This window comes from Rhodococcus sp. MS16 (assembly GCF_013277795.1).
Taxonomy (GTDB): Bacteria; Actinomycetota; Actinomycetes; order Mycobacteriales; family Mycobacteriaceae; genus Rhodococcus_F; species Rhodococcus_F globerula.
The window spans coordinates 524,396-549,798 of the sequence record NZ_VBTM01000005.1; the positions used below are offsets into that span (position 1 = coordinate 524,396).

The following is a 25,403-nucleotide window of genomic DNA, read 5'->3' on the forward strand; positions in this document are numbered from 1 at the left end:
CTAGGAGCGGGCGGCTTTGACCGCGTCGAAGAACGCGATCACGGCCGCCTCCTCGTCCGGCGGAACCGTCAGAGAAGCACGCGCTCCGGCGACGGCAATGGAGTCGTCGGCAAGCCGATTGCCGATCGTCAGTTTCAGGCCTGACTTCGTCGGCTTTGCTTTCACCCCAATGTGTTCGACGTGCCAGCGGCATACCTCACTGGTGCTCGCCGCGGTCCGGTCGAACACCTCGACGGTGCGGTGGTCGAGCACCAGGATGATGTTCGCGCCGACTGTCACTTCGAGATAGCGTCGTTCCGTCACGGTGTGCGCCTTTCGGTTAGGTGGAACCGACGCTACACACCGTGACGGATCTCAACGGGACGAGCTACCCGCGTCCACGGGCAATGCGACGGACGTGATGTAGCGGGCCTCGTCGGAGGAGAGGAACAGCGCGGCGTTTGCCACGTCTACCGGCTCGATCCACGGTATCGCGAGCATGTTCATCGTCATCGCCGCTTCGGCGAACTCTTCGCGCGTCGGATTTTCCAGATCGGGGCGAAACTTACTGCTCACCGCGGGGTTCTGAATCATCGGTGTATCCACGTTGGTGGGGTGCACCGTATTGACCCGCACGTTATGCGGCGCCAATTCCTTTGCCAGTGACCGCATCAAGCCCACGACGCCGTGCTTGGCTGCCGTGTAGTGCGCAACACCGACGAGCCCTCTGAGCCCGGCGATGGAACTGGTGAGCGTCATCGATCCCCCACCCCGCGCGATCAGATGCGGCGCTGCGACGACAGTGGTGTGCCACACGCCGGTCAGGTTCACGTCCAGCATCGTCTGCCACATGTCTTCCGACATCGCCAAGGCACTGTCCGAGGACGTGATACCCGCTGTTGCGCAGACGATGTCGAGTCCACCGAGTGATCCGACCGCCGAATCGACAGCACTTCGCAGCGCCTCGAGATCACGAACATCCACCACCGCTGATTCGATGCGCCGTCCCAGAGCCCTTACCTGCGCGACGGTATCCGCAAGATCGGCTTCGGTCGACGGCGGCGTGAGCGTCGTGTCCACCGAGGCACACACGTCAATCGCGACGATGTCTGCGCCCTCTTCGGCAAAACGCACGGCCTGAGCCCGTCCGATTCCCCGTGCCGCACCGGTGACCAGTGCGATCTTTCCCTCGAGTCTCATCAATTCACACCTTCTGGGTCAGGCCGGCGTCGACCACCAACTGACAGCCGGTCATGTAGCGGGACTCCTCGGACGCAAGAAACAGCACGGCGTTGCTCACGTCCACCGGATCAACCCAAGGCACTGGCAACAAGTTTCGAGCACTCAGGACGGCCGCGGCGTCGGATTCCGTAGGATTCTCGATGCCTGGGCACAGGTTCGCAAATACCCGTTCGTTGATGATCATCGGTGTTCGCACCGAACCCGGATGCACTGAGTTGACGCGAATACTCTGCGCTCCCAACTCGTTGGCCAGGGTTCGAGCCAGTCCGACGACGGCGTGCTTGGCGGAACTGTAATGACCCGCTCCGGCAATGCCTTTGATTCCTGCCGTCGAACTGACAAGAACAACAGATCCGCCGTTGCCGAAGTGCGGAACACACGCTTTCACGGTGTGCCAGGTTCCGGTCAGATTGACGTCGAGCGAACGGTTCCACACGGACGGGTCGATGGTCCACGTAGGTCCGGGCGTGTCGTAGACGCCTGCGTTGGCAACAACGACGTCCAGCCCGCCGATTTCGGCGACGCAGTCCGCCACCACTGCTGCGAGTTCCTCGTAGTTGCGGATGTCAGCAATGCCCGTGACCGCCGCGCCGCCGAGATCACGCACGGCCGAGGCGGTTTCATCCAGTCCGGACGCCGCCATATCCAACACGATCACCGACGCACCCTCCTCGGCGAGCCGAATGCAGTGCGCGCGCCCCATGCCGCCGGCCGCCCCGGTCACCAATACGCGCGCGCCCTCGAGCCGCCTCATGCGTGGACCGCGCTGTTCAGTTCGAAGCCTCGATATCCCTGCGCTGCGACGTCCGCGCAGATGTCGCTGTAGACGCCGAACCCGCCGATGAAGGGCATGAAGATCCGCGTCTTGCCGGGAATGTTTGCACCCATGTACCAGGAGTTGGCCGAAGGAAACAGTGTGGCCGACGCTCGTCGTGAGCACTCCTCGAGCCATCCGTCGACTGCTTCGACGCTGGGTTCGATGGTGGTCAGATTATTCGCGTCGAGATGGGCAATTGCGTCCGCAATCCAGTCGACGTGCTGTTCTGCCGCGAGAATCATGTTCGACAGAACGCTCGGGCTGCCTGGTCCGGTCACGACAAAGAGGTTCGGGAATCCGTTGACCCCGAGTCCCAGATACGTTCTCGGCCCGGCATGCCAGTTCTCACGCAACGTTTCCCCGCCGCGTCCACGGATGTCGATTCGGTCGAGTGCACCGGTCATCGCGTCGAATCCGGTGGCAAACACCAGCGCATCCAGGTCGTAGTGAGATTCGGTGGTCTTGATCCCGGTCGCGTCGATTGCTTCGATCGGAGCCTTCTTCAGGTTGACCAAGGTGACGTTGTCCCGGTTGTACGTCTGGTAGTAGTTCGTGTCCGTCACAATGCGCTTGGTTCCGATCGGATGGTCGTTCGGGATCAGGAGATCCGCGATCGACTGGTCTTCCACAACGGAACGGATCTTGGACTCGGCAAACTCGCGTGCCGTGTCATTGGCTTCGAGGTTGCTGGTCTGATCGGCAAATGTCTTGCCGAACAGCACTCCCCCGAGGCGCCAACGTTCCTCGTACGCTGCGGTCCGCTCGTCTTCAGGAACCTCCAGCGCGCTTCGCGAGTCCGAGATGAACGGTGAGCCGCCGCCGCTGCGCTTGCTGAGCGCACGACGCTCGGCATAGCTTGCCTTGATCTCGGCGCGGCGTGCGTCGTCAAGAGGTGTGTTTCCAGCCGGGACACTGTAATTCGCCGATCGCTGGAACACATACAGATGATCGGCTTGCTCGGCGATCAGAGGCACCGACTGGATTCCCGACGATCCGGTGCCGATGACACCCACTCGCTTTCCAGTGAAGTCGACGCCTTCGTGCGGCCAGAACCCGGTGTGAAAAACATCCCCCGCGAAGGAATCTCGCCCGTCGATGTTCGGCATGTTCGCTGTCGAGAGACTGCCAGTGGCGCACACCACAAAGCGGGACGTGACGTCGTGCCCGGCGTTTGTATGTACCCGCCACAGTGCCGATTCCTCGTCGAACTGCGCGCTCTTCACTCGCGTGTCGAAGGTGAACCCGCTCCGCAGGTCGAACCGATCCGCCACGTGGTCCAGGTACTCGAGAATCTCGGGCTGCGCAGCGTACTTCTCACTCCAGTCCCAATCCTGTTGCAGCTCTTCGGAGAATGAGAATGAGTAATCAAAGCTCTCGACGTCGCAGCGAGCCCCCGGGTAGCGGTTGAAGTACCACGTTCCACCAACTCCGGAGCCGGCTTCGAAGCCGTGGACACGCAGTCCCTGCTTGCGGAGTCGGTACATGGCGTACAGGCCTGCGACGCCGGCGCCGATGACTACGACGTCGAGTGGTGCGGTGGAGATATCAGGATCGGTCATGCCGGAAACGGTACGAGTTGCTCCATCGGTTCCGGAACGGCTTCTCCCGGTGGATGGGCAGTCATGACCACGCCTGACTCGTTTCAATCGCGTTGAGAGTTAATGACCCCGCAGTTACACCTGGGAAAACGGGTAAACGGGCCTCCTAACATTCGGGAGTCCCATCAGCCCTGTATTCGAAGAAGGTCTTTGTGAAGTCCGCTCAACGCAAGGTTTTAATACCTGCACTTTCCACAACATTTTCCATAGCAATCGTTATCTCGACCGCAGTCGGCGCCGGGGCTCAGCCGATCAATTTCCCTACCACCGGATCTGCCTTTCTCGATACCGGTTCCCTGAGCGGAAGCACGGATCCCGCGCTAGCGCAGCGAATCAACGCAGCATTTGCCGCGCATGGCATTCCCGGAGCACAGGTCGTGTACACGGACGGCAAGGGACGACAGGAGTTCAACTACGGTGTCTCGAGCGTCGAGACCGGCAACGCCGTCACGTCGGATACCGTCTTCGAGGCCGCCTCGCTGACCAAGGTGGTGGCGTCGTACGTTGTCCTCCAACTGGTGGACGAGGGTGTCATCGATCTCGATCGGCCACTGTCCGAGTATTTTGAATACCCACGCATCGCGGCCGATCCTGCGGCCCACAAGATCACCGCCAGAATGGCGCTGACGCACACCACCGGCCTGCCCAACTGGGCGACGGGCCCATCGAGTGCAGAGTTCGAGACCACGCCGGTCAGTACTACTTTCGAACCCGGGACCCAGTGGTCATACTCGGGTGAAGGCTTCTATTACCTGCAGAAGACCGTCGAGTCGCTCACCGGCACACCGTTTGCGGAACTTGCCTCGCAGCGCGTCTTCCAGCGTTTCGGAATGACAAGCAGCGACTTACTGACCAACCCGGCCTTCGAGGCCGTCACCGCGGTCGGTCATACCGCCGACGGCACGGCAAAGGCCCTGCGCAATTTTCCCCGGGCAAACGTCGCGTACACCCTGAAGACGACGGCCGGCGACTACTCGAAGTTCCTGCGCGGAGCACTTCTCGCAGGCGAAGGACTCGAACCTGCCACTCGGGACATGATGTTCACCGCTGCCGGCAGCGCTGACCACGGTGGCAGCAACAAAGACGCGATCGACCACATCAAGTGGGGCCTCGGCATCGGACTGCAGGAAAATGAACTCGGGAAGGCGATCTGGCACTGGGGCGACAACGGCGCGTTCAAAGCCTTCTTCATCGCTTACCCCGAGACAGGTCGCAGTGTTGTGATCATGACAAACAGCGAAAGCGGACTCGAAGCGGTCAACGACGTCGTTCACGAGTTCTTCGGTCCCATGACGATGTATGCCACGGACTGGATCAAGGAAGCCGAGTAAATTCACCCTTCGGACGGCTGCGGCCCGACATCACGAAGATGTCGGGTCGCGGCCGTTCTGGAGCGTTCAGGCGCGCTCGACCAGCACGCAGCGCGCACCGCTGAAGATAGTCGGCATGCATTTGTTGCAGTGGATGCACAGCGATCGGGTATCGGATTCTGCCGCAATCCGATTCACCAGGTCGGGTTCGCGGAGCAAGGCGCGGGCCATCGCGACGAACTCGAATCCTTCCGCCATTGCAGTGTCCATGCCGGCTTTGTCTGTGACACCGCCGAGCAGCACCAACGGCAACTTCACCGCAGCACGGATCTGCCGAGCCTCTTCCAGCATGAACAGCGGCTTGTAGGGATACGCATGCAACATGCTCTTACCCACGAGATGCACACCCAGTCGAACCGGTTGCGGCATCGCGGCAGCGAACTCACGGATCGGCGCGTCGCCCTTGAACAGGTACATCGGATTGAGCAGCGAACTGCCCATCGTCAATTCCAACGCGTCGACACTGCCGGACGCCTCCAGCCACTGCGCCACCTGAATCGCTTCGTCCACCCAGAATCCGCCTGGCACACCGTCATCCATGTTGAGCTTGGCCAAGATCGCAATCTTGTCGCCGACAGCGTCACGAACGCTGCGTGCGGTCTCGAGAACAACCCGGGCCCTGTTCTCGAGCGATCCACCGTAGGAATCTTTGCGACGGTTCAGTTTCGGGCTCAGGAACGAGCTCGCGAAGTAGTTGTGGCCGAAGTGGATTTCGACTGCGTCGAATCCTGCCTCGACAGCAAGTTGTGCGGCGCTGCCGTGTGCGGCAGCAATGCGGGTGATGTCCGCGGTGGTGGCGGTGCGAATCATTCTCATGCTCAACGGATTAAATGAGCTCGACGGTGCAAGTGCGGGCAACCCTGTCGACTTCTGATTCGCGACCGGGCCGGCGTGTCCGAGCTGAGCGGACGCGGCCGCACCTTCGCTGTGAATCGCGTCGGTGAGCCGTCGCAGTCCGGGCAGGGCATCGGGCCGCATCCATAGTTGGCCGTATTCCGTGCGCCCCTCGGGCGCAACGGCGCAGTACGCGACGGTAGACATTCCAACGCCGCCTGCTGCCGGGCGCCGATGAAATTCGATCAGGTCGTCAGTGACCAGTGCATCGGGAGTTTTGCCTTCAAACGTTGCGGACTTGATGATGCGGTTTCGCAGGGTCACCGGACCGAGCTTTGCCGGAGCGAGCACATCAGGAGGAGTCATCGAGTTTGCCTCTCACAGGAGTTGTTCGACGACGGTAGGCGCATGCTCGACGGCTGGCTACGGGCCGTGCCACGGAGTGGGAGACAACTTCAGCCCGGCCGTGGTGGCCGGGCTGAAGTGATGTCGCTGCTGTTCAGACGCGTCCGAAGTACGCGTCCTTGAGAACTGCCAGGTCGTCGATGTCCTTGGCGTCGGCGTCGAGAACCACCTTGCCGATATCGAGGACCGTCACGTGATCGGCGACGCTCATCGCCGCTTCGACGGCCTGCTCCACCAGCAGGACCGCCAACCCGGTTTCCTTGAGTTGCTGGACGCGGTCCATCACCTCACCGACGATCACGGGAGCGAGACCGCCCGAAGGTTCGTCGAGCAGGAGCAACCTCGGCTGCGCCATCAGCGCTGCGCCGATCGCGAGCATCTGCTGCTGGCCGCCCGACATGGAACCGGCGGGAAGCGCACGCTTCTCCCCCAGGATCGGGAACATCTCGTACATGGATTCCACCGATTCCATGAGCTCGCCGCGTTTCACTTTGCGGGTGTACCCGCCGAGAAGAAGGTTCTGCTCCACGGTCTGTTTGTGGAAGACCCGCTTACCTTCCTGCACGTACGCCATTCCTTGGCGCACCCGCTTGTGCGCGGGAACTCCGGTGATGTCGGCGCCGTCCATCTCGACGGTCCCCGACGCCACCTTGTTCAGCCCCGACAGAGCACGCAACGTGCTGGTCTTGCCGGCGCCGTTGCGGCCGAGCAGAGCCGTAACCTGGCCGGGATAGACGTCGAACGAGACGTCCCAGACGACCCGCAGATCGCCGTACCCGGTCTGCAGGTTGCGGACCTTGAGAATCGGTTCCATCACTTCACCTCACTGCTCTGATGGTCGACGGCACCGATTTCTTCGAGAAGCGCTTGTTCGTCACCGGATTTCACCCCGAGGTACTCACTGAGCACGCGTGGGTGATGTTCGATGGCCGCAGCATCGCCGGTGGCGATCACCTGACCCTGCGCCAACACCACGATCTCGTCGGCGAGCGAGAGTACGAGCCGGAAGTTGTGCTCTACCAACACCACTGTGGCCCCGGCATCGCGCAGCACCCGGATCAGGTCTGCCAGGCGTTCGAGTTCGTCCTCGTCGAGTCCTGACGCCACCTCGTCGAAGAGGACGACTCGCGGTTCGGCGATGACGGCGCGGGCAACTTCGAGCATACGACGCATCCCCAGGGGCAGCGACGTCGCGATCTCGTTGCGCAGGTGCGACATCCCGACCAACTCGAGTACCCGCTCGGCTTCGACGATGTCGGCTTTCGCGACCTTACGGAAGCTCGGCAACCGCAGCACAGCCGACGCCATCGACGCCCGGTGCACCGAATAACGTCCGGAGGCAACAGCTTCCAGGACCGTGATGTTCTCGGGAATCGTCGGAGTCTGGAACGTTCGAGCGACACCGACACGCGCCACCGTGTGCGGTGAGGATTGGGAGACCACCGTGTCGCCGATCGTGATCACGCCGGCATCTGCGGTGTAGAACCCGCAGATCATGTTGAGCATGGTCGTCTTGCCCGAACCGTTGGGTCCGATCAACGCGGTGACCTTACCGGCCTCCGCGCTCAGGGTTGCGGCGTTGAGTGCCTGGTTGCCACCGAACGCCTTCGATACCCCGTCGACCACCAACCGTGCACCGTTGATCGGCGCCAGTTCGACTGCGGCGCTGCCATCCTCCTTCGGAAGTACGGCGCCCAGACCCGCCCTGCGATCGAGTTTCGAGACCATCGAGCGGCCGACCTTCGTCAATCCACCCGAGAGCAGCACACCACCGATGATCAGGAAGCCGCCGTAGAAGATCAGCGAGTACTCCTGGAACGCCGTCGACTGATTGGGCCCGAGTTGCATGATCGCGGCACCGACTACAGCGCCGTACACACTTGCCGCGCCGCCCAGGATCGATGCCGCCAGAACTGCTGTGGCAAAGGTAAACCCGAAGGCTTCCGGCGAGATGAACAGGTCGGTGTTGGCGAACAACGCACCCGCCAGACCGGCCGGGAACGCTCCGATCGCATAGCCGAGCAGTTTCATCCGGAACACCGACACACCCTGCGAGGACGCCAACACCGGCGACTGCTTGAGCGTGCGGAACGCGATGCCGTGGCGTGAGACCACGAGGTTGCGCATCACCGCGAACCAGAGAACGGTCACGACAACGACCACCATGTAGTACTGCTGGGTGTCGAGTTCGGAACCGAAGAGCGTCGGCGGCTCCATTCCGGTGAGGCCGTTTCGGCCACCGGTCTTGCCGCCGAAGATCGCCAGTACGTCGGGCACGAGCAGCACCAGGAAGAACGACGTCATGGCGAGTGACCAATTGCCCAGGCGCAGACCGGGAACACCGGTCAAGATACCGACGCCCAATGCCACCGCACCGGACGCGGCGAGCTGCACCAGGATGTCGGTGTGACCGGCTTGCGACATCAGACCCGCCGTGTAGGCGCCGGCCGCGTACATCGCGGCCTGCCCGAGTGCCAGTTCACCGGCAAAGCCGAGGCTCAGATTCAGACCACTGACCACCAGCGCCAGGATGCACGCCAACTGAATCTGCCGCGACGTCGACAGGTCGAGCCCCATCACGGGCAGCAGCAAGATCACCACGGCCAGGACCAGCGGGAGGATCCAACTCGGAAGGGAACGGAAAGTCCGCCACGCGCTTACCATTTCACACCACCCGTTCTCGGACATTGCCGAACAATCCGGCCGGTTTGACCATCAAGATGACGATCAGCACCGTGAAGACGGCGATATTGCTGTACTGGCTGCCCGCCCACAGCGCGGTGAACGATTCCACCAGACCGACGGTCAGCCCGCCGATCAATGCACCTGGCAGAGAACCGAATCCGCCGATCGCCAACGCCACGAACCCCTTCAGTGCCAGCGCGGCACCCAACGTCGCGACCGCAAACGTCTTGGGACCGACCAGGAGTCCGAGGACTCCGGCCAAGGCACCGGAGAAGGCAAACGCTCCCAGTGCCAGCCGTCGTACGTTGACTCCGCGCAGCATCGCCGCCTCGCGGTCTTCGGAGATTCCGATCAGGGCCAGGCCCGTCATCGTCTTCTTCGAGACGTAGCTCAAGCCGATGACCAGTGCGATCGCCGCGACCAGCAGGGCGATCTCCACCGGGTAGGTTCGGCCGCCGAGCAAGGTGATGGGATCGTTCGAGCCGAAGAAGGGAACCGTGAGAGGCTCACTGCCCCAGATCAACTGCGTCGCACCGTTGAGCAGGGTGGCAACGCCGAGTGTTGTCACCAATTGATTTTGATGATCGGCGACCGGTCTGATCGCGATGATCTCCTCCACTGCTGCCAACAGCATCACCGTCACCGTGGCCATGACCGCCACCACCAGAACGGGGAGTTTCAGAGTGACCAACCCGGTGTAGGCGACAAACGTGCCCACCATCATCAGCTGAGCCTGAGCGAAGTTGAACGTGTTGGAGGAAACGAAAACGATGTTGTATCCGATGGCGACGAGCACGTAGACCGCGCCGAGCGCCAACCCGGACCACAGAATTGTCATGAGGCGGCCGGGTTTCCGAACTGGCCGTTGAGGATCTTCGTGGGGCTGATGAACTGCAGCTCACTGGTATTCGGGTTCGGACCGTGGTTGTCGGCACTGAAATTGTAGCGAGAGAGGAACGCCGTCTTGGCATTCTCCTGGACCTCGGAGGTTTCCAGTGCTTCGGCAAGCTTCTTCGGGTCGGTCGAGCTTCCGGCCTTCTCCGCTGCGGCCGCAACCAGGGGGAACGCGTCGTAGTTGTCCGCGAGGATCAGCGTGGACGGGATGGAACCCAACGATGCCATCGTGTCCACCATCGTGTTGACCAGTTCGTTGTTCGGATCGAACACCGTGCTGGTGAAGACCTGCGTCACAAGGTTCTTCACCTGCGGAGTGCCCAGGACGCCGGCGGGCGGATCATTGGCGATGAGGTTGGTCGCGGAGACCGACGTGTTGCCGATCAGTGGTACATCCCAGCCCAGACGCTCGAGGCTCTGCAGGACGTATCCGAGCGGGGCGCCGTACGCGTCCAACGCAATGGCCGTGGCCCCGGAGTTCTTGAGCGACTGCAACTGCGCCGTCATGTCCAGAGCGGCAGCGTCGTACTCTTCGTTTCCGGCGGCCTTCAGCCCGGCATTGCCGAGTTCGGTTGTCATCTCCTCGCCGAAGAGCTCACCGTAGGCGGTGCTGCCGTGCAGAACTCCGACACTGGTATAGCCCTTGGTCTTTGCGTACTCGGAGATTCCGCGAGCGGTATCCGTCGCGCCGGGTGCGAGGTCGAAGTTGAGCGGGAACTTCGCGGGGTCCGTCGAATCGGGCGAGGGCGCCATGCTCATCGACAGGATGTTGTTCTGCTTGAGGATCGGCAGCACGGCAGCGGCGATGGATGACGGACCGGAGTTCAGGTAGAGGTCCGGCTTGTTGCCCGAGTTGATCGCTTCGCGCAGCTTGGTCACCGCGATGGTGGCGTCGCCTGCATCGTCCACCGTCGTCAATTCGATCTGACGACCATCGATACCGCCTGCCGCGTTCTGGACCTGGACGCCGGCCTTGGTCGCTAGCAGCGACGTCTGCGAGTTCGCCGCCAGAACGCCCTGAGCACTGATACCACCGGTCAGCAGAACCCGGTAGGGCGAGTCTGCTCCGCCTTCCGAATCGGTGGAGCCACTGCAACCCGCGAGAGTCAGAGCCGCCGTCGCAGCAACTGCCGCCACAAGAATAGGCCGACGTTTCATGTCCGCACTCCTAGAACCCATTTGTATCGAACGTCAGGCGAATACCTGACGTGGAATTAGCCCGACCGATGGACACACCCCGTTTTAGGCATCAGTCGACCAAGCACCCGCTTGATAATCCAGCAAGCGGTTGCTTGGGTTCGAAGCATAGGATGTGATCTGGCTAACGTCAAACGGGCCATCCAGGCGAACGCTATGCACATTCAGGCCGTCTCGACAGGGCAATTCCCGCTGGGTGGAAGTACATGAAAATCATCAAAAGAACGCAGCAAAACGGCCCGGTGACCTTTGCGAATCCTGTGATTCGAAAGGCCACCGGGCCGTAAGTTCGTGCTGCTACGCGCTACCGCTGATTACGCGGTTTCCACACCACCAACGCATTGTTGCGCGGTATCGGCACCAGTTCCCGGCGGTAGCCGGCATGGACCTTGGCGATCTCTTCAGCCATTTCCCGAACTCGATGCTGCAGAGCCTCGACCTGATTTGTCAGCTCGATGATCCGCTTGATTCCGGCAAGGTTGACGCCTTCATCCTGCGAAAGGCGTTGCACCTCACGAAGAAGCGCAACATCGCGCGGGGAGTAACGGCGCCCGCCACCGGTGGTGCGGTGCGGGGTCACCAAACCGAGACGGTCGTAGTTGCGCAAGGTCTGCGCATGCATGCCCGCCAGTTCGGCGGCCACGGAAATTACGAAGATCTGAGCATCGGGGTCAAGCGATACGTCTCTCTGATTCTTCGGCTGCTCGGTCATCACACACCGGCCCACCCGGCCCGTGGATCAAATCCGCTCGCCTTCTCTGCTTCGAGATAGGTCTCGAGCGCTTCGATCGCCGCGTCGTCCAGCTTCTGCGGGACAGACACTTTGACAGTGACCAGCAGATCGCCGGCTCCTTCAGGCCGCTTCGGGATGCCGCGTCCGCGAACCCGCAGAACACGCCCGTCCACAGTTCCTGGTGGAACCTTGACGCCGACACGGCCTTCCAGCGTCGGTACCGACAGTGTGGTACCGAGAACCAGTTCGCCGTAGCTCACCGGCACGGTGACCGTGAGGTCGTCGCCGTTGCGCCCGAACACGGAGTCGGGACGCACCCGGATGTTGACGAACAGGTCGCCGGCGGGAGCGCCGCGGAGTCCCGCTTCACCCTTGCCCTTGAGCCTGATCTTCTGACCGTCACTGACGCCGGACGGCACGCGCACCGTGATGGTGCGGGTGCGGTTGGTGACGCCGCTGCCGTGGCAGTCCTCGCAGGGCGAGTCGATGATGGAACCGGTTCCCCGGCAATCGTCACACGGCTCGCTGAATCCGAAGGCACCCTGGTTGCGGTTGATGACACCGGTTCCGTTGCAGTGCGGGCACACTCGCGGGCTGGTGCCCGGCTTTGCGCCGCTGCCGTGGCACGTGGTGCACGATGCCGGGCTGGTGATCCGCAGCGGAACCGTGACACCGAGCGCCGCTTCGCGGAACCCGAGTGTGGTTTCGGTTTCGAGATCCTTGCCCCGACGCGGACGATTAGCGGACGAGGTTCGCTGACCGGCGCCGCCGCGGTTGAACAATCCACCGAAGATGTCGCCGAGACCTGAATCCTGACCGCCGGCACCGCCGCCGAACAGGTCGTTGATGTCGAAGCCGCCGGCGCCGGGGTTGAATCCGCCACCGCCGCCTTGCGCCCGGGGGCCGAATCCGCCACTGGCAAAGAGCCTTCGGGCTTCGTCGTATTCCTTGCGCTTCTCCGGATCCGACAGGATCGTGTTCGCTTCACTGACAGCCTTGAAGCGCTCTTCGGCCTTGGGATCGTCGGGGTTGGCATCGGGATGCAGATCCCGAGCCAGCTTGCGATACGCCTTCTTGATCTCGTCGGCCGAAGCTGAGGACGAGACGCCCAGCTCCTTGTAGAAGTCCTTCTCGATCCACTCCCGTTGACTCACTGGGCGTCTCCTCCTCTCGCTGTTACTTTGATTCTTCTTCTGCGCCTGCGCTGCCGTCGGCAGGCTGCTCGCCCACTCGATCGGCAACGCCTACCATCGCGTGTCGCAGGACGCGGTCACCGAACTTGTAGCCCTTACGCATGACCACACTCAGGACCGGGTCGGCTCCTTCACCTTCGTGCTGCACAGCTTCGTGCAGTTCGGGATCGAAAGCGTCTCCCACGGCGCCGAACTCGCTCAAACCCAGACCCGTGAGGGTGGTGTTGAGCTTGTCCGCGAGGGCTCGCAGCGGACCCTCTTCGAGGTCTCCGTGTGCACGAGCGCGATCCAGATCGTCGAGGATCGGGACGAGCACTCCCACTACGGAGGCCTTCGCGTTGGCGATGTCGACCTGCTTGTCGCGGTCGACGCGGCGCTTGTAGTTCATGAACTGTGCCTGCAAGCTCTGCAGGTCTGCAGTGCGTTCTGCCAACTGGTCAGCCAACGTCGCTTCTTCCACGATGGCCTCGGCTTCCTGCACTACCCCTGTGTCTTCCGAGTCGAGCGGCGGCCGGCCTTCGCCGGCCGCCTCTCCCTGTGCACCGGTCTCGGGGTCGACCGGGTTGTTCTCGGAGTTGTCCGAGGTCACTTCTTGTCCGAGTCGGAAGGCTCGTCGACAACCTCGGCATCGACGACGTCGTCGTCATTGCCTGCGCCGTCGGTGTTTCCGGCTTCGCTGGCTGCGGAGGCCTCGTAGATTGCCTGGCCAAGAGCCTGCGACTCGGTGCCCAGCTTCTCCACGGCGGTCTTCACTGCCGAGATGTCGGTGCCTGCGAGGGCGTCGTTGACGTCCTTGATCGCTGCCTCGACCTTGGTCAGGATCTCCTCGGAGACCTTGCCCGCGTTCTCGCCGTCACGCTGTTCCTTGACGAACTTCTCCGTCTGATGGACCAGCGACTCGGCCTGGTTGCGGACCTCTGCCTCTTCGCGGCGGGCCTTGTCTTCCTCGGCGTGAGCCTCGGCGTCCTTGACCATGCGCTCGATCTCTTCCTTGGACAGACCGGAGCCGTCCTGGATCTTGATCGTGTTTTCCTTGCCGGTGCCCTTGTCCTTCGCGGTCACGTGCACGATGCCGTTGGCATCGATGTCGAAGGTGACCTCGATCTGCGGGACGCCACGCGGTGCGGGCGGCAGATCCGTGAGCTCGAAGGAGCCGAGAAGCTTGTTGTGCGAAGCGATCTCGCGCTCACCCTGGAACACCTGGATCTGCACCGAAGGCTGGTTGTCGTCAGCCGTGGTGAAGGTTTCACTGCGCTTGGTTGGGATGGTGGTGTTGCGCTCGATGAGCTTGGTCATCACGCCACCCTTGGTCTCGATACCGAGCGAGAGCGGTGTGACGTCGAGGAGCAGAACGTCCTTGACCTCACCCTTGAGAACACCGGCCTGCAGAGCAGCACCGACGGCCACAACCTCGTCCGGGTTGACGCCCTTGTTGGGCTCACGGCCACCGGTCATCTCGCGAACCAGGTCGGAGACAGCCGGCATACGGGTGGAGCCACCGACGAGAACAACGTGGTCGATGTCCTTGACGGAGATGCCACTGTCCTTGATCACGGCCTGGAACGGCGCGCGGGTGCGGTCGAGGAGATCAGAGGTGATCTTCTGGAACTCGCTACGCGTGAGCTGCTCGTCGAGGAACAAGGGGTTCTTGTCCGCGTCGACCGTGATGTACGGGAGGTTGATGGAGGTGCTCTGCGAGCTGGAGAGCTCGATCTTCGCCTTCTCCGCAGCCTCACGCAGACGCTGCAGGGCCATCTTGTCCTTGGTCAGATCGATGCCGTTCTGAGCCTTGAACTTGTCGACGAGCCAGGAGACGATGCGCTCGTCCCAGTCGTCGCCACCGAGGTGGTTGTCACCGGAGGTTGCGCGAACCTCGACGACGCCGTCGCCGATTTCCAGCAGGGAGACGTCGAAGGTGCCGCCACCGAGGTCGAAGACCAGAATGGTCTGCTCGGTGTCACCCTTGTCCAGGCCGTATGCCAGTGCAGCCGCGGTGGGCTCGTTGACGATACGGAGAACGTTGAGGCCGGCGATCTGGCCGGCTTCCTTGGTGGCCTGACGCTGTGCGTCCTCGAAGTATGCGGGGACGGTGATCACGGCATCCGTGATTTCTTCGCCGAGGTAAGCCTCTGCGTCACGCTTGAGCTTCATGAGCGTGCGAGCGCTGATTTCCTGCGGCGTGTACTTCTTGCCGTCAATCTCGACATTCCAGTCGGTGCCGATGTGGCGCTTGACGGAGCGGAGGGTGCGATCGACGTTGGTGACCGCCTGGTTCTTCGCAGGCTGGCCGACGAGGACCTCGCCGTTCTTTGCGAATGCGACGACGGACGGCGTGGTACGCGAGCCTTCGGAGTTGGCGACCACTACGGGCTCGCCGCCCTCCAGCACTGCTACTACCGAGTTGGTCGTACCGAGGTCGATACCGACTGCACGAGCCATAGTGTTCCTACCTTTCGTTCTGCGGTGCTCTGTCCGAGTGCTTGATCTCGGCCATGACCGCGCGTTTTTCGCTTGGTGAGCGTCCTCCGCTCAAGTTTGCCCTCAACCGAGGCTGAGAGTCAACTCGAAGTTGAGCCGGGGGCGCTCAAGCTTGTCGAAATAGTCAACTACAACACCGGTAAATTTGTTCCCAGCCTCCGAGAAATTTCCGAAATGTGCTCCGGATCACCCGGACTGGTTACGATCGGCCCGTGACGGATCCCGACAATTCTCCCAGCACCGGTACGCGCCCCAGTCCCGCGAGGCCCGCAGTCTCGATCCGTCCGCTGCACCAGCACTCGCCTCACCGAACACCAAAAGTCTCGATGGCAGCCTGGGCGGGGTCCGTCGTTGTACTCCTGACAATCGCCGCGATCATGATCGTGAACCTGACCGAGATCCGTAGCGCACTAGAGGCGTCGATCGCGCGGGACAATCCCGATTACTCGGCAACCGACATCTCCGACGCGGTCACCGTCGTCCTGATCGGCAGTGTCGCCGCTGCTGTCCTTCTACTTCTGTTCACGCTTCTGACAGTGCAACTGTTGTCTGCCCGGAAGTCTTCCGCGCGGATCGTGGGCGCGGTGATGGGCGTACTGGGGATTGCCGCCGGCCTGGGATTCCGGTCATTGGTCTCGGGCGCCGACGACGTGAGCGCCGTACTCGGTTGGGGACCACTCCTGTACTGCGCACTTGTAGCGGTAGCGGCGATCACCGGCCTGCGCCGATGAAAGTTCACATTCAGCTCGACTCCGCACCCGGCAACGGGGCCGCCCGCAGTCGCGAACTTGCCCAGACCGGCGCCGGTGGGCTTTTCACGTTCGAAGGCCCACACGACGTCTTCTTCCCGCTCGTGGAAGCCGCGTCGTCGGTGGAGTTGGACCTCATGACCAATGTCGCCATCGCGCTCCCCCGCAGCCCGATGCACCTGGCACATTCCGCGAACGATCTCCAACTTCTCAGCCGGGGACGGTTCCGCTTGGGGCTCGGTTCGCAGATCAAACCGCACATCGAGAAGCGCTACAGCGCAACGTGGTCGCGGCCGGCGGCGCGCATGCGGGAAACCGTCAGCGCGATCACCGCGATCTTCGACGCGTGGGAACACGGAACTCCCTTGAACTTCCGTGGCGAGTTCTTCACCCACACCCTGATGCCGCCCACCTTCAACCCCGGCCCCACCCCGTTCGGTCGCCCGCAGATTCTGATGGGCGCACTCGGGCCGATCATGACGCGAACCTCGGCGGCAGTGGCCGACGGTCTGCTGGTCATGCCGTTCCACTCCGAGCGCCATTTCCTCGAGCGAACCCTGCCGGCCGTCGACGCCGGCCTCCACGAATCCGGCCGAACCCGAGAGGAATTCACGATCATCCCGCAGGTGATCGTGGGCGTCGGACGTGGCGGCGAGCAACTGGATGCAGCGGCCCGCGGAGTCCGCAGCCTGCTCTCGTTCTACGGCTCGACCCCTGCCTACCGGCCCGTGCTCGACATCGAAGGTTGGGGCGACGTACAGCCCCAGCTCAACGCGCTGTCCAAACGAGGCGGGTACGCCGAAATGGCGTCACTGATAACCGATCCCATGCTGACAACACTTGCTGTCGTCGGCACACCGGAAGAATGCGCTACCGAAATCCGGCGACGATTCGGAAATCATGCCACCGAAGTATGTTGCTATTTCCCGGGTTACGACGCGGATCCGGCAGATGTGGCGTCGATGATCTCGGCGCTCGCCCAGTCCTGATCACGCCGCCTGATCGCGCCCCAACGTGCGGGCAAGATCGATCAACGAATCACGGGCAGCGCTCAGGCTGATCTTCCCCTGCTCGATCAGCGGTGCCATGGGCGGAATACGCTGCGCCAAAGTCAGTTCCGCGGTGATAACGCTGACGTTCATACCCATCGAAACACCCAACACCTGAACGAGCGGCGGCACGGTATGGTCATCGCCTTCGTTCCCGGAACCCGGCGCATAGGTGTTTCCGCGACTGGACACGATCACCACCGGCTTACCCGCCATGGGCTGAGCAGAAGTTCCAGCAGGCGGCGTATCAAAAGGCACAGTCGTTCCCAGGACATGCACGTAATCGATCCACGCCTTCAACGTGGACGGGATCGACCAGTTGTACATCGGTGCACCGATCACGACAACATCCGCAGCAGCGAGTTGCTCGATGACCCGACCCTGCAGCGCTTCTGCGTCGGCATCCGGACGCTCTCCAGCCACTCGCAGCCGCTGTGCGTAGTGCAGGGCCGCGTCCGAGAGGTGTGGCAGCGGATCCCGGTGCAGATCCAACCCGACTACCTCATGTTCAGGGCTGATCTCGGCCCACGTCTGAGCGAACAACGCGGTGAGTTCACGGGACGTCGACGTGTGAAGGTCGGCTGACGAATCGATGTGTAGTAGCTGTGGCATCCTTCCATCAGTACCAGAGCGCGCTCAACTCTTCTCCTCTGCGAGATCGGATTCCGCCGCGTACTGCGCCAGCAGTACACGCTCGCGCTCGCGGTGCGGATAGAAGAACGTCACGACAAGACCGCCGACGCACACGATGATGATTGCCGCAATGTAGGCCTTGGTATCGCCGTCCAGGAAGGCGCTTTTGGCGGCGGTCATGATCTGATCCGCGTATTGCGGGTAGCGCTCTGCCAGAACTTCGGCGCTGGAGAACGATTTGGTGAGTGCGGCCTGAGTTTCGGGGGTTACCTGGGATGCTTCCGGCGATGACGAGATCGCATTCCCCAACGATTTTGCGTACCCGGCCGTGAGTATTCCACCGAGAATGGACTGCATGATGGCGCCTCCCAGGTCGCGTTGCAGATCCGAGGTACCCGACGCCATACCTGCGCGGTGTACGGGAACGGACCCGGTGAGGGAACGCGATGCCGGTGTGCCGGCCAGGCCGACGCCGATACCGACAAGCGCGTAGGCGAGCGCGACCTGCCAGTACTGTGTGCTTTCGTTCCACATGAACAGCGCGACAAACAATCCGAGAACCACAAACAGGTAACCGGAGAGCAGAGTGACACGGGCGCCGTACCTTTCGATCATCGTCGCCGACCGCGGCGCAACGATCACCATCGCCAGAGCGGCCGGAATGATGGCCGCACCCGCCGCCAGCGTCGAGTAACTCAGTACGTTCTGCAGGAACTGCTGGCCGATGAACATTGCGCCCATGAGCGAACCGAACACCACCAAGCCGCCAACGGCCGCTACCCAGAAGGTGGGACGAGCGGCTACGTGGAGGTCGAACAGTGGATTGACCGCGCGTCGTTGTTGCAGGAAGAACCCGATACCGGCGACCAGTGCGATCGCGCCCAGAACCAACGCCATTGTTCCGGAGCCCTTGACCGGTGCGAAGTTGATGGACAACACCAGCGCCCCGATGAAAACGACCGACACGATTCCGCCGAGATGATCAACCGGATCGGTGGTCTCGTTGACATGGGCGGGAACCAGAATCACCGCGCACACCAAGGCCAGGAGAGCCAACGGGAGGGTCACGAAAAAGACCGAGCCCCAATCGAATTTCTCGAGCAATGCCCCGGAAACGATCGGACCGAGAGCCGAAATCGCGCCACCGATCGCAGACCACATCGCGATCGCCTTGGTCCTCGCCGGCCCCGCCCACAGTGCCGTGATGATCGCCAGCGTTGTCGGGAACGCCAAGCCCGCCGAGATACCACCGACGATGCGGGCCGCGAACAATACTTCGAAGCCGCCTGCAAACCCCGCGACGAGTGACGCCGGAATCGACAACGCCATACCCGTCACCAGGAGCATCTTGCGGCCGTACCGGTCACCGACAGCACCGAGATACAGGACTGTGCCTGCCAATCCCAGTGAATACCCGACGGCTATCAGATTGAGTTGCGTCTGACTCGCGTCAAACGCCTTGCCGATGTCAGGCAGGGCAACATTGGCCACCGACAGATTGAGGTTTGCCACCGCCGCAACCAGAATGAGTGTGCCGAGTACGTACGTGGCACGATCCGGAGACTTCGACGTGATGTCGTTCGACATAGGGCTGCTCCCAACGAGGCCGAATCCGAACCAGGCGTTTTGTCCGGATCATTCCGAACTCAACATAGATCCGTCAGCTCGCTCGCGCAGGACTAATGACATCCCTATTCGGCCACGATTTCCGCGAGTACACCTTCCGCACTGCGCGCTGCGACCTGACACGCTCTCGCTGTGAACTGATCGAACAGTGGGTGCGACGACAATGTGCGCCACCGCTGCGCTGCGTCTGCGGCCTGGGCGCGCTGAGCATCGAGGCTCTCCCCTTCTGCCGCCCCCAAGCGCTCGTGCGTTCTGATTCCGTGGCCACCGATCAATCGCTGCAGCGCTGCGAGATCGTCCGGCAAGAGATCGGTGTGAACCGATCCGAGCCGCCCGAGCAGCCGTAGTTCGCGAAAACCGTGCACGTCGGCGAGGAGTCGCGCCGCCGACGCTGCGATCGGTGCAGTGTTCTCGCGCGGATTGCGTTCGAGCAGTCGGCTCAGTGTCACCAGCGCTGTATGGGATTTGAGTTGGTCGGCGCGCTGGCCGAACTGAACGTCGATCACCCGACGCAACTCGTCCAATCCACTGCGGCGGAGCAATTCCGCTGCCAGCGTGGGAGAATCGCCGACACCCAACTTGACCGACGTCACCGCCAGCCGAATCCCGAACAGCCCGAACCGTTCCACCAACTGAGCCCGCATCGCCGCATCGACCGGCAGCGAACTGTCTTCGCGGACAAAACGATCCGCCGACAGCATCGCCGAGCTCAGATCGGCTGCAGGCACCTCGGCAAGCGCCGCGAACGCGGCAAACTCGCTCTGCCGCAAAGTTCGGGCAGCCAGTGCCAACAGTCCGGCGACCGGCACCACCGACTGGCACAGGCCCGAGCGGCCGAGTTCCTCGGCAAACCGTCCCGCCACATCGTCGGCCGACGCCATCGCGTCCATTCGGCCTGCGCCCACTTCGTCCGCGCGCGAGAGCACTCCGATCACACCGAGCGGACCTGATTCACCACCGACGTGTTCGGCAACCTTCGTCAAGAACTGCAGGTCAGTCGCATTCAGCGCCCGCAGCAAATACACGACGGCATCAGCGCCCGGCACCCCGTCGTCGGGAACGAGGGCTTTCCACGTCCGGGCCGACACGTCGGTGGACAGCGACGACGTGCCTGGTGTATCGATGATCGTCATGCGCGCCAGCGCCGACGACGGCCACTCCACGTCGATTCGATCGACGATCTCGGATGTTCGCTCACCCAGATCGAACGTCAGCCGGCCACTGTTGCGTGCCACCGGTATGTGGAACTCAGTGCCGCTGGAGTCCGTAGCGCTTACCTTCGGCGTCGTGCCGTTTCGATACCAGGTGACAACTCGTGTGCATTCGGTTGCATCAGTCGGTGCAATATCCTGCCCGACAAGAGAATTGAGAAGCGTCGACTTACCGGCCTTGAGCGAACCAGCCAGAGCTACCCGCAGCGGCTCGTCCAACCGCGCCGCGCACTCGTCCAATTGAGCACAGAGTTCCGGGCTGTCGAGATAAAATCCTCGCGCCTGCTCGATCAACGTGCGCGCCGACTCCGTGGCGGTGACATTCATGCTCCGACCTCAGCCTTCCGAGACCGGCCGGCCGGTACTCGCTCGCCGACCAACGATCCGGCACGCGTGGTCAATTCCTCTGCCGCACGCAGATTCTCCTCGAGCTGCGCGATACGTCCTGCCCGCTCGCTCGATTCCAATTTGGCCGCCTCCTGCGTCGCTCGCAACGATTCGTTGATCGATCGCAAAGCCTGCTCGGCGATGTCGGTGAAATGATCACGCAGGAGCCGCTGCACCAGGCGGAGCCGGTCTTTCGATTCCTTGCCCACCTGGAAACTCACGTCGTCCGCGTAGCGCCTGATCGCCGACTTTGCATCGGCCCGGCGCTTCAGCACCTGTGTCTGCTTGTCTTCACGATAAGCCTTGGTGCCAAGCAGAACTCCGGCACCGATCGAGATCGGATTCACCAACGCCATACCCATCATCGTGGTGATCAGCCCGAACATCAGGACGCCACCGTACGAACCGCGCATGCCCACCAGAACTTTCTGCGTGATGCCGATACGGCCGGATTCGAGATCCGACAGCGCCGCAACAGGTTCGAGGAAAGCGTCGGTGTCGGCAAGGTCGATCTGCGGCAGCGCCACGTCACCGGTTTCGGCGAAGTGTTCGGCCACTACCTCCGCCAACCACTGCGCACGATCATGTGCCCAGACGAAGTTATCTCCGATGGCTGTGGCGATCTCTTGCTCGAGCCAACTCCCGACGGCATCCCAGTCCTTGCCCGGGTCACACTCGTCGACGGTTTCCTCGGCCGCTCGGGTGACGCGGCGCAGGCGATCACGCAGGTCGTGATCGATATCTGCCGCGAGATCGGCGATTCCGTCGCCGAGGCTCTGCTGCCAGCGGGATGTCTTCTTGTGCAGTTCTTCTGCGACCTCCCTGGCCCGATGCAACCCGGCCACTGCTGCTTGCGCCGTCGACGGATCACGCAGCGCTGCAAGCTCACTGCCCATTTCCAGCGACAAGTGGGCGGCAATGGACTGCACGTCCATCACCACCGCTCGCCGCGTATTTGCCTCGCCGCGCGCAACAACCTTGTCCCGCAAGAACTGATAGAGGTCGGGGAATCCGGATTCCGCATCGAGTTCCCGGTCGTCCAAGCGCAGCGCATGTGATCGCAGGACGGAAGATATCGGAATCAGCGGAAGCTCGAGGCCGGCGCGTTGCAGGTGACCATGATTTGCGTCGACAATCCGACGCCAGTGAGGGTACAGATCCGTCTTGCTGACAAGACCGGCAACAACGGGGCACAGATTCAGGACCTGCCGGATGAACGCGACTTCAGGCTCGGTGAACTCCGCACTGGAATCCGAGAGCACCAGCACCGCATCTGCCGACGTAATCAGTCCCAAAGTTCCAGCAGCATGCGGATTTCCGTGCCCTCCGACGCCCGGTGTGTCGATGAAGACCAGCCCGTCGGCCAACAGCGGGCTCGGAACGGAAACGTCGATGCGGAGGACTTCCCGTCCGTCGGCACGCGGTGTTGCCGGTGTAATGCCGAGCAACTCGTCGAGCGGGAGCGGGACTCTCCGAGGTTCACCACCAGGTTCGGCCAGAACCAGCTCTGCACCAGCGGTTTCCCCGTACTGAACTACCGTCGCAACGGCCGTTGTCTCGTCGTCTCCGACGGAACACACGTCGCAACCGAGCAGCGAATTCACGAACTGGCTCTTGCCCTGATTGAGCGGGCCTACGACAACGATGCGAATCCGGGGATCGGTGACGCGCACCAGCGCGCTCTCGGCGCGTGCGACCAGATCGGATCGATCGATATCTCTCGCAAGTACCGCCGTTCGATCGAGCAACGACGCGGCCGCCGACGCGACGCGTGCCTTACGACTGCTGACCTGATCCGCTGCAGTTTCCATGTGTTCCGTCGACTCGCAGTTCTTCCGATTCGGCAATTCCGGCCCTGCACGCTTAGCGCACGCAGGGCCGGAATTGTTACATCAGTCCGTTTCCGTACCCGCTGACTCAGGGGTGCAGGTTGTCGAGTACTGCCAGCGGATCGACCTGCTCGACAACGTCGGCAACCGAGTCCGGCGCGAACAACGACTCCGAGGAATCAGCGTCAAGGGAGCCGCTTGATCCGGTTCCGAATGCGTCACTGGCGTCGATCGACGACCAGGGGTTGGTCGAGCTACCAAGACCACCGTCGAATGAACCACCAAGACCACCATCGAACGATCCACCGAGTGCACCTGAACCGCCAAGTGCGCCCTCGAGCGAGCCACCGATCTGCGTCGCCGCGTCAGTGACCGCGTCGAGACCGGCTGTTGCATCGAGACCGGCACCTGCGTCAAGCACGCCGCCAACCGTCGAGTTCAGGCCCGCGCTGACCCCGCCGATATCCAGCCCTTCGGCCGAGAAGCTGCCGAGATCGAGTTCAGGCAGATCCGCGCTGACGGAACCGAGGTTCACGGCCCCCAGGTCGAGGCTGGGCAGGGTTGCGCCGATCGAACCGGTATCGAATCCGCCGGCGTTCAGTGCTGCATCCAACGACGCACCAAGCCCTGCGACGGCGTCGCCGCCGATTGCCGAGCCTGTGGATCCGTTCAACACGCCGCCGAGTGCGCCGCCGAGGTCTGCTCCGACCGATCCTCCGCCGCCCAGAGCACCGGACAGCACCGTGGAAAGCTCGGTTCCGAGATCCGCGCTCCCGCCAAGCACGGCGTCGAGGTCGAGTCCGCCGCCGAGAGCCAGAGCTGAATCCAGAGCGCCTGCCAATGCAGCTTCCACCCCGGTGTCGAGACTGCCGCCCACTCCCAGTGCGCTTGTCAGCGCCCCGCTGAGTACGGCGCCGAGATCAAGATTGCCGGCCAGCCCGGTCAGTGCGCTGACGTCCGTCAATGCTCCGAGAGTGCCGCCGAGAGACGCTCCGAGGTCGGTGCCGATCGATCCGCCGGCCGCGAGTGCAGTGGACAAGGCAGCGCTCAGATCGCCGCCGAGATCGATTCCGCCGCCCAGTGCCAACGCCGATTCCAGTGCGCCCGACAGCTCTGCGCCCAATCCGCCGCCGAGTGCGAGAAGCCCGTCGAGGCTCCCGGCGCCGTCGAGCACTCCGCCGAGCGCCAGACCGAGGTCCGCACCGATATCCCCACCGACCGCGAACACCGGTGCCAATGCTCCGGAAAGTCCGGCCGCCAAGTCCAGTCCACCGGCCGCGGCGATCGCAGCGTCCAGAGCCGCACCCAACTCGGTCGTCAGAGAGCCACCCACTCCGAGTGCCCCACTCAGAGCCGCACTGAGCTGAGCTCCGACGTCGAGAGCTCCCCCCAGATCAACCACGGAACCGAGACCGAGACCAGCTTCGAGGACTCCGCCAAAAGCAGCTCCGAGCTGCGAGCTGATGTCCCCACCGAATCCGAGCGCCGCGCCCAGAGCACCGGCAAGATCACCGGCGACGTCGATGCCACCACCGAGCGCCAACGCCGATTCGAGTGCGCCTGACAGGCCGGCACCCAACCCACCGCCGAGAGCGAGGAGTCCGTCGAGGCTAGCGGCACCGTCGAGCACCCCACCGAGCGCCAGACCGAGGCCCGAACCGATATCCCCACCGACCGCGAACACCGGCGCCAACGCTCCGGAAAGCCCGGCCGCCAGGTCCAGCCCACCGGCTGCTGCGATCGCAGCATCCAGCGCCGCACCCAACTCAGCGGTGAGGGAACCGCCCACACCCAGCGCCCCACTCAGAGCCGCACTGAGCTGAGCTCCGATATCGAGAACGCCCTCCAGATCAACAGCCGAGCCAAGCCCCAGACCAGCTTCGATGACGCCACCAAAAGCGGCTCCGAGCTGCGCACTGATGTCGCCACCGATTGCGAGGGCAGCGCTCAGTGCCGCGGCAAAATCACCGGCGACGTCTATGCCACCACCGAACTCACCACCAAGCGCGCCGCCGAGACCCAATCCGGCTCCCGCGCCGAGACCGACGCTGCCTCCCAAACCGAGGCCAGCGCCCAGTCCGCCGCCCAGTCCGCCGCCCAGGGTGCCGCCGAGTGCTCCGGCTGCCTGGGTTCCGGCGTTGACGATCGCGGACAGGTCAGCGCCCGCTCCGGCAAAAAGCCCGGACTCGGCAACAAGAGGTGCAACGGCGACGATGTCGGCAGGACTCACCTCGCACAGGCCGGCTGCATTGAGTGCTGCGACGGGATTTGCGCAGTACTGAGCGGCGGCCTCGTCGTCACGCAACAGACCGAGAATGAATTCGAGTACGGCATTGGTAGCCATGATGGGTTCTCCTGAAATCTTGGTGTGTATCGCGGTTCGAGCGGATGGTGCTTCGCTGCATGCGAATCGACTGCCGTCAACGCTAAGTCGATCGAGCGCCGACCCCAACGGGGAACGCCCCCACTCCTACTGCAGACCGCAGAGAGAATC

At 62.8% G+C, this 25,403-nt stretch carries 21 protein-coding genes; 3 read left to right on the forward strand and 18 right to left on the reverse strand.

Annotation, left to right across the window (positions count from 1 at the left end):
- From FEZ60_RS15315 to FEZ60_RS15330, 4 genes are read right to left on the reverse strand one after another with little or no spacing between them, the layout of a single operon-like run.
- A complete protein-coding gene (locus tag FEZ60_RS15315; RefSeq protein WP_033235697.1) occupies positions 1-303 on the reverse strand; it encodes a hypothetical protein in 303 nt (100 codons plus the stop codon).
- A gap of 51 nt (positions 304-354) precedes the next feature.
- A complete protein-coding gene (locus FEZ60_RS15320; RefSeq protein WP_172936402.1) occupies positions 355-1,179 on the reverse strand; it encodes a mycofactocin-coupled SDR family oxidoreductase in 825 nt (274 codons plus the stop codon).
- A gap of 4 nt (positions 1,180-1,183) precedes the next feature.
- The gene (locus FEZ60_RS15325) at positions 1,184-1,975 is read right to left on the reverse strand and encodes a mycofactocin-coupled SDR family oxidoreductase (RefSeq protein ID WP_172936403.1); all 792 of its coding nucleotides are present in this window, start codon (positions 1,973-1,975) and stop codon (positions 1,184-1,186) included.
- Positions 1,972-3,597, reverse strand: coding sequence for an NAD(P)/FAD-dependent oxidoreductase (locus FEZ60_RS15330; protein WP_116101863.1), 1,626 nt, complete (start codon positions 3,595-3,597; stop codon positions 1,972-1,974). The genes FEZ60_RS15325 and FEZ60_RS15330 overlap by 4 nt, the downstream gene beginning before the upstream one ends.
- Before the next feature lie 191 nt (positions 3,598-3,788).
- Between FEZ60_RS15330 and FEZ60_RS15335 the strand changes: the two genes are divergently transcribed.
- Positions 3,789-4,967 carry a serine hydrolase gene (locus tag FEZ60_RS15335; RefSeq protein WP_172936404.1) on the forward strand — a complete coding sequence of 393 codons (1,179 nt, stop codon included), beginning with the start codon at positions 3,789-3,791 and terminating at the stop codon, positions 4,965-4,967.
- Positions 4,968-5,033: 66 nt separating this feature from the next.
- Here the strand turns inward: FEZ60_RS15335 and FEZ60_RS15340 are convergent, their stop codons facing one another.
- The 9 genes from FEZ60_RS15340 to dnaK all read right to left on the reverse strand — a co-directional run bounded on the left by FEZ60_RS15340 (position 5,034) and on the right by dnaK (position 15,386).
- The gene (locus FEZ60_RS15340; RefSeq protein WP_172936405.1) at positions 5,034-6,206 is read right to left on the reverse strand and encodes an NADH:flavin oxidoreductase; all 1,173 of its coding nucleotides are present in this window, start codon (positions 6,204-6,206) and stop codon (positions 5,034-5,036) included.
- 133 nt (positions 6,207-6,339) lie between these two features.
- Complete coding sequence (locus tag FEZ60_RS15345) at positions 6,340-7,059, reverse strand: ABC transporter ATP-binding protein (protein WP_033235703.1); 720 nt, start codon at positions 7,057-7,059, stop codon at positions 6,340-6,342.
- The gene (locus tag FEZ60_RS15350) at positions 7,059-8,909 is read right to left on the reverse strand and encodes a branched-chain amino acid ABC transporter ATP-binding protein/permease (RefSeq protein ID WP_116101866.1); all 1,851 of its coding nucleotides are present in this window, start codon (positions 8,907-8,909) and stop codon (positions 7,059-7,061) included. The genes FEZ60_RS15345 and FEZ60_RS15350 overlap by 1 nt, the downstream gene beginning before the upstream one ends.
- 1 nt (position 8,910) lies before the next feature.
- The gene (locus tag FEZ60_RS15355; RefSeq protein WP_033235705.1) at positions 8,911-9,768 is read right to left on the reverse strand and encodes a branched-chain amino acid ABC transporter permease; all 858 of its coding nucleotides are present in this window, start codon (positions 9,766-9,768) and stop codon (positions 8,911-8,913) included.
- Complete coding sequence (locus FEZ60_RS15360; RefSeq protein WP_033235706.1) at positions 9,765-10,982, reverse strand: ABC transporter substrate-binding protein; 1,218 nt, start codon at positions 10,980-10,982, stop codon at positions 9,765-9,767. The genes FEZ60_RS15355 and FEZ60_RS15360 overlap by 4 nt, the downstream gene beginning before the upstream one ends.
- A gap of 343 nt (positions 10,983-11,325) precedes the next feature.
- A complete protein-coding gene (locus FEZ60_RS15365) occupies positions 11,326-11,733 on the reverse strand; it encodes a helix-turn-helix domain-containing protein (RefSeq protein WP_033235707.1) in 408 nt (135 codons plus the stop codon).
- The gene (gene dnaJ, locus FEZ60_RS15370; RefSeq protein WP_033235708.1) at positions 11,733-12,908 is read right to left on the reverse strand and encodes a molecular chaperone DnaJ; all 1,176 of its coding nucleotides are present in this window, start codon (positions 12,906-12,908) and stop codon (positions 11,733-11,735) included. Before dnaJ ends, FEZ60_RS15365 begins: the two co-directional genes overlap by 1 nt.
- Before the next feature lie 22 nt (positions 12,909-12,930).
- Complete coding sequence (grpE, locus tag FEZ60_RS15375) at positions 12,931-13,536, reverse strand: nucleotide exchange factor GrpE (RefSeq protein WP_092802553.1); 606 nt, start codon at positions 13,534-13,536, stop codon at positions 12,931-12,933.
- Positions 13,533-15,386, reverse strand: a complete 1,854-nt coding sequence (dnaK, locus tag FEZ60_RS15380; RefSeq protein WP_033235710.1) for a molecular chaperone DnaK — start codon at positions 15,384-15,386, stop codon at positions 13,533-13,535. The genes grpE and dnaK overlap by 4 nt, the downstream gene beginning before the upstream one ends.
- A gap of 251 nt (positions 15,387-15,637) precedes the next feature.
- Here dnaK and FEZ60_RS15385 point away from each other — a divergent pair, with 251 nt between their 5' ends.
- Entirely contained in the window at positions 15,638-16,156 is a 519-nt protein-coding gene (locus FEZ60_RS15385; RefSeq protein ID WP_172936406.1) for a hypothetical protein, read from the forward strand.
- Positions 16,153-17,163 (forward strand): TIGR03617 family F420-dependent LLM class oxidoreductase, encoded by a 1,011-nt coding sequence (locus FEZ60_RS15390; protein WP_172936407.1) that lies wholly within the window; start codon positions 16,153-16,155, stop codon positions 17,161-17,163. Before FEZ60_RS15385 ends, FEZ60_RS15390 begins: the two co-directional genes overlap by 4 nt.
- Here the strand turns inward: FEZ60_RS15390 and FEZ60_RS15395 are convergent, their stop codons facing one another.
- From FEZ60_RS15395 to FEZ60_RS15415, 5 genes are all read right to left on the reverse strand, one after another.
- On the reverse strand, positions 17,164-17,835 hold the full coding sequence (locus tag FEZ60_RS15395; RefSeq protein WP_172936408.1) for an NAD(P)H-dependent oxidoreductase: 672 nt from the start codon (positions 17,833-17,835) through the stop codon (positions 17,164-17,166).
- A 24-nt stretch (positions 17,836-17,859) separates the two neighbouring features.
- Positions 17,860-19,443 (reverse strand): MFS transporter, encoded by a 1,584-nt coding sequence (locus tag FEZ60_RS15400; RefSeq protein ID WP_095886848.1) that lies wholly within the window; start codon positions 19,441-19,443, stop codon positions 17,860-17,862.
- Positions 19,444-19,547: 104 nt separating this feature from the next.
- Entirely contained in the window at positions 19,548-21,020 is a 1,473-nt protein-coding gene (locus tag FEZ60_RS15405; protein WP_172936409.1) for a dynamin family protein, read from the reverse strand.
- The gene (locus FEZ60_RS15410) at positions 21,017-22,891 is read right to left on the reverse strand and encodes a dynamin family protein (RefSeq protein WP_172936410.1); all 1,875 of its coding nucleotides are present in this window, start codon (positions 22,889-22,891) and stop codon (positions 21,017-21,019) included. The genes FEZ60_RS15405 and FEZ60_RS15410 overlap by 4 nt, the downstream gene beginning before the upstream one ends.
- A gap of 106 nt (positions 22,892-22,997) precedes the next feature.
- On the reverse strand, positions 22,998-25,253 hold the full coding sequence (locus FEZ60_RS15415) for an IniB N-terminal domain-containing protein (protein WP_172936411.1): 2,256 nt from the start codon (positions 25,251-25,253) through the stop codon (positions 22,998-23,000).
- Between the last annotated feature and the right edge of the window lie 150 nt (positions 25,254-25,403).

Excerpts from the sequence above, each read along its gene's own strand:
- FEZ60_RS15320 (WP_172936402.1), bottom strand. The coding sequence starts at position 1,179 with ATGAGACTCGAGGGAAAGATCGCACTGGTCACCGGTGCGGCACGGGGA.
- FEZ60_RS15325 (WP_172936403.1), bottom strand. The coding sequence starts at position 1,975 with ATGAGGCGGCTCGAGGGCGCGCGCGTATTGGTGACCGGGGCGGCCGGC.
- FEZ60_RS15330 (WP_116101863.1), bottom strand. The coding sequence starts at position 3,597 with ATGACCGATCCTGATATCTCCACCGCACCACTCGACGTCGTAGTCATC.
- FEZ60_RS15340 (WP_172936405.1), bottom strand. The coding sequence starts at position 6,206 with ATGACTCCTCCTGATGTGCTCGCTCCGGCAAAGCTCGGTCCGGTGACC.
- FEZ60_RS15345 (WP_033235703.1), bottom strand. The coding sequence starts at position 7,059 with ATGGAACCGATTCTCAAGGTCCGCAACCTGCAGACCGGGTACGGCGAT.
- FEZ60_RS15350 (WP_116101866.1), bottom strand. The coding sequence starts at position 8,909 with ATGGTAAGCGCGTGGCGGACTTTCCGTTCCCTTCCGAGTTGGATCCTC.
- FEZ60_RS15355 (WP_033235705.1), bottom strand. The coding sequence starts at position 9,768 with ATGACAATTCTGTGGTCCGGGTTGGCGCTCGGCGCGGTCTACGTGCTC.
- FEZ60_RS15360 (WP_033235706.1), bottom strand. The coding sequence starts at position 10,982 with ATGAAACGTCGGCCTATTCTTGTGGCGGCAGTTGCTGCGACGGCGGCT.
- FEZ60_RS15365 (WP_033235707.1), bottom strand. The coding sequence starts at position 11,733 with ATGACCGAGCAGCCGAAGAATCAGAGAGACGTATCGCTTGACCCCGAT.
- dnaK (WP_033235710.1), bottom strand. The coding sequence starts at position 15,386 with ATGGCTCGTGCAGTCGGTATCGACCTCGGTACGACCAACTCGGTAGTA.
- FEZ60_RS15390 (WP_172936407.1), top strand. The coding sequence starts at position 16,153 with ATGAAAGTTCACATTCAGCTCGACTCCGCACCCGGCAACGGGGCCGCC.
- FEZ60_RS15395 (WP_172936408.1), bottom strand. The coding sequence starts at position 17,835 with ATGCCACAGCTACTACACATCGATTCGTCAGCCGACCTTCACACGTCG.
- FEZ60_RS15400 (WP_095886848.1), bottom strand. The coding sequence starts at position 19,443 with ATGTCGAACGACATCACGTCGAAGTCTCCGGATCGTGCCACGTACGTA.
- FEZ60_RS15405 (WP_172936409.1), bottom strand. The coding sequence starts at position 21,020 with ATGAATGTCACCGCCACGGAGTCGGCGCGCACGTTGATCGAGCAGGCG.
- FEZ60_RS15410 (WP_172936410.1), bottom strand. The coding sequence starts at position 22,891 with ATGGAAACTGCAGCGGATCAGGTCAGCAGTCGTAAGGCACGCGTCGCG.
- FEZ60_RS15415 (WP_172936411.1), bottom strand. The coding sequence starts at position 25,253 with ATGGCTACCAATGCCGTACTCGAATTCATTCTCGGTCTGTTGCGTGAC.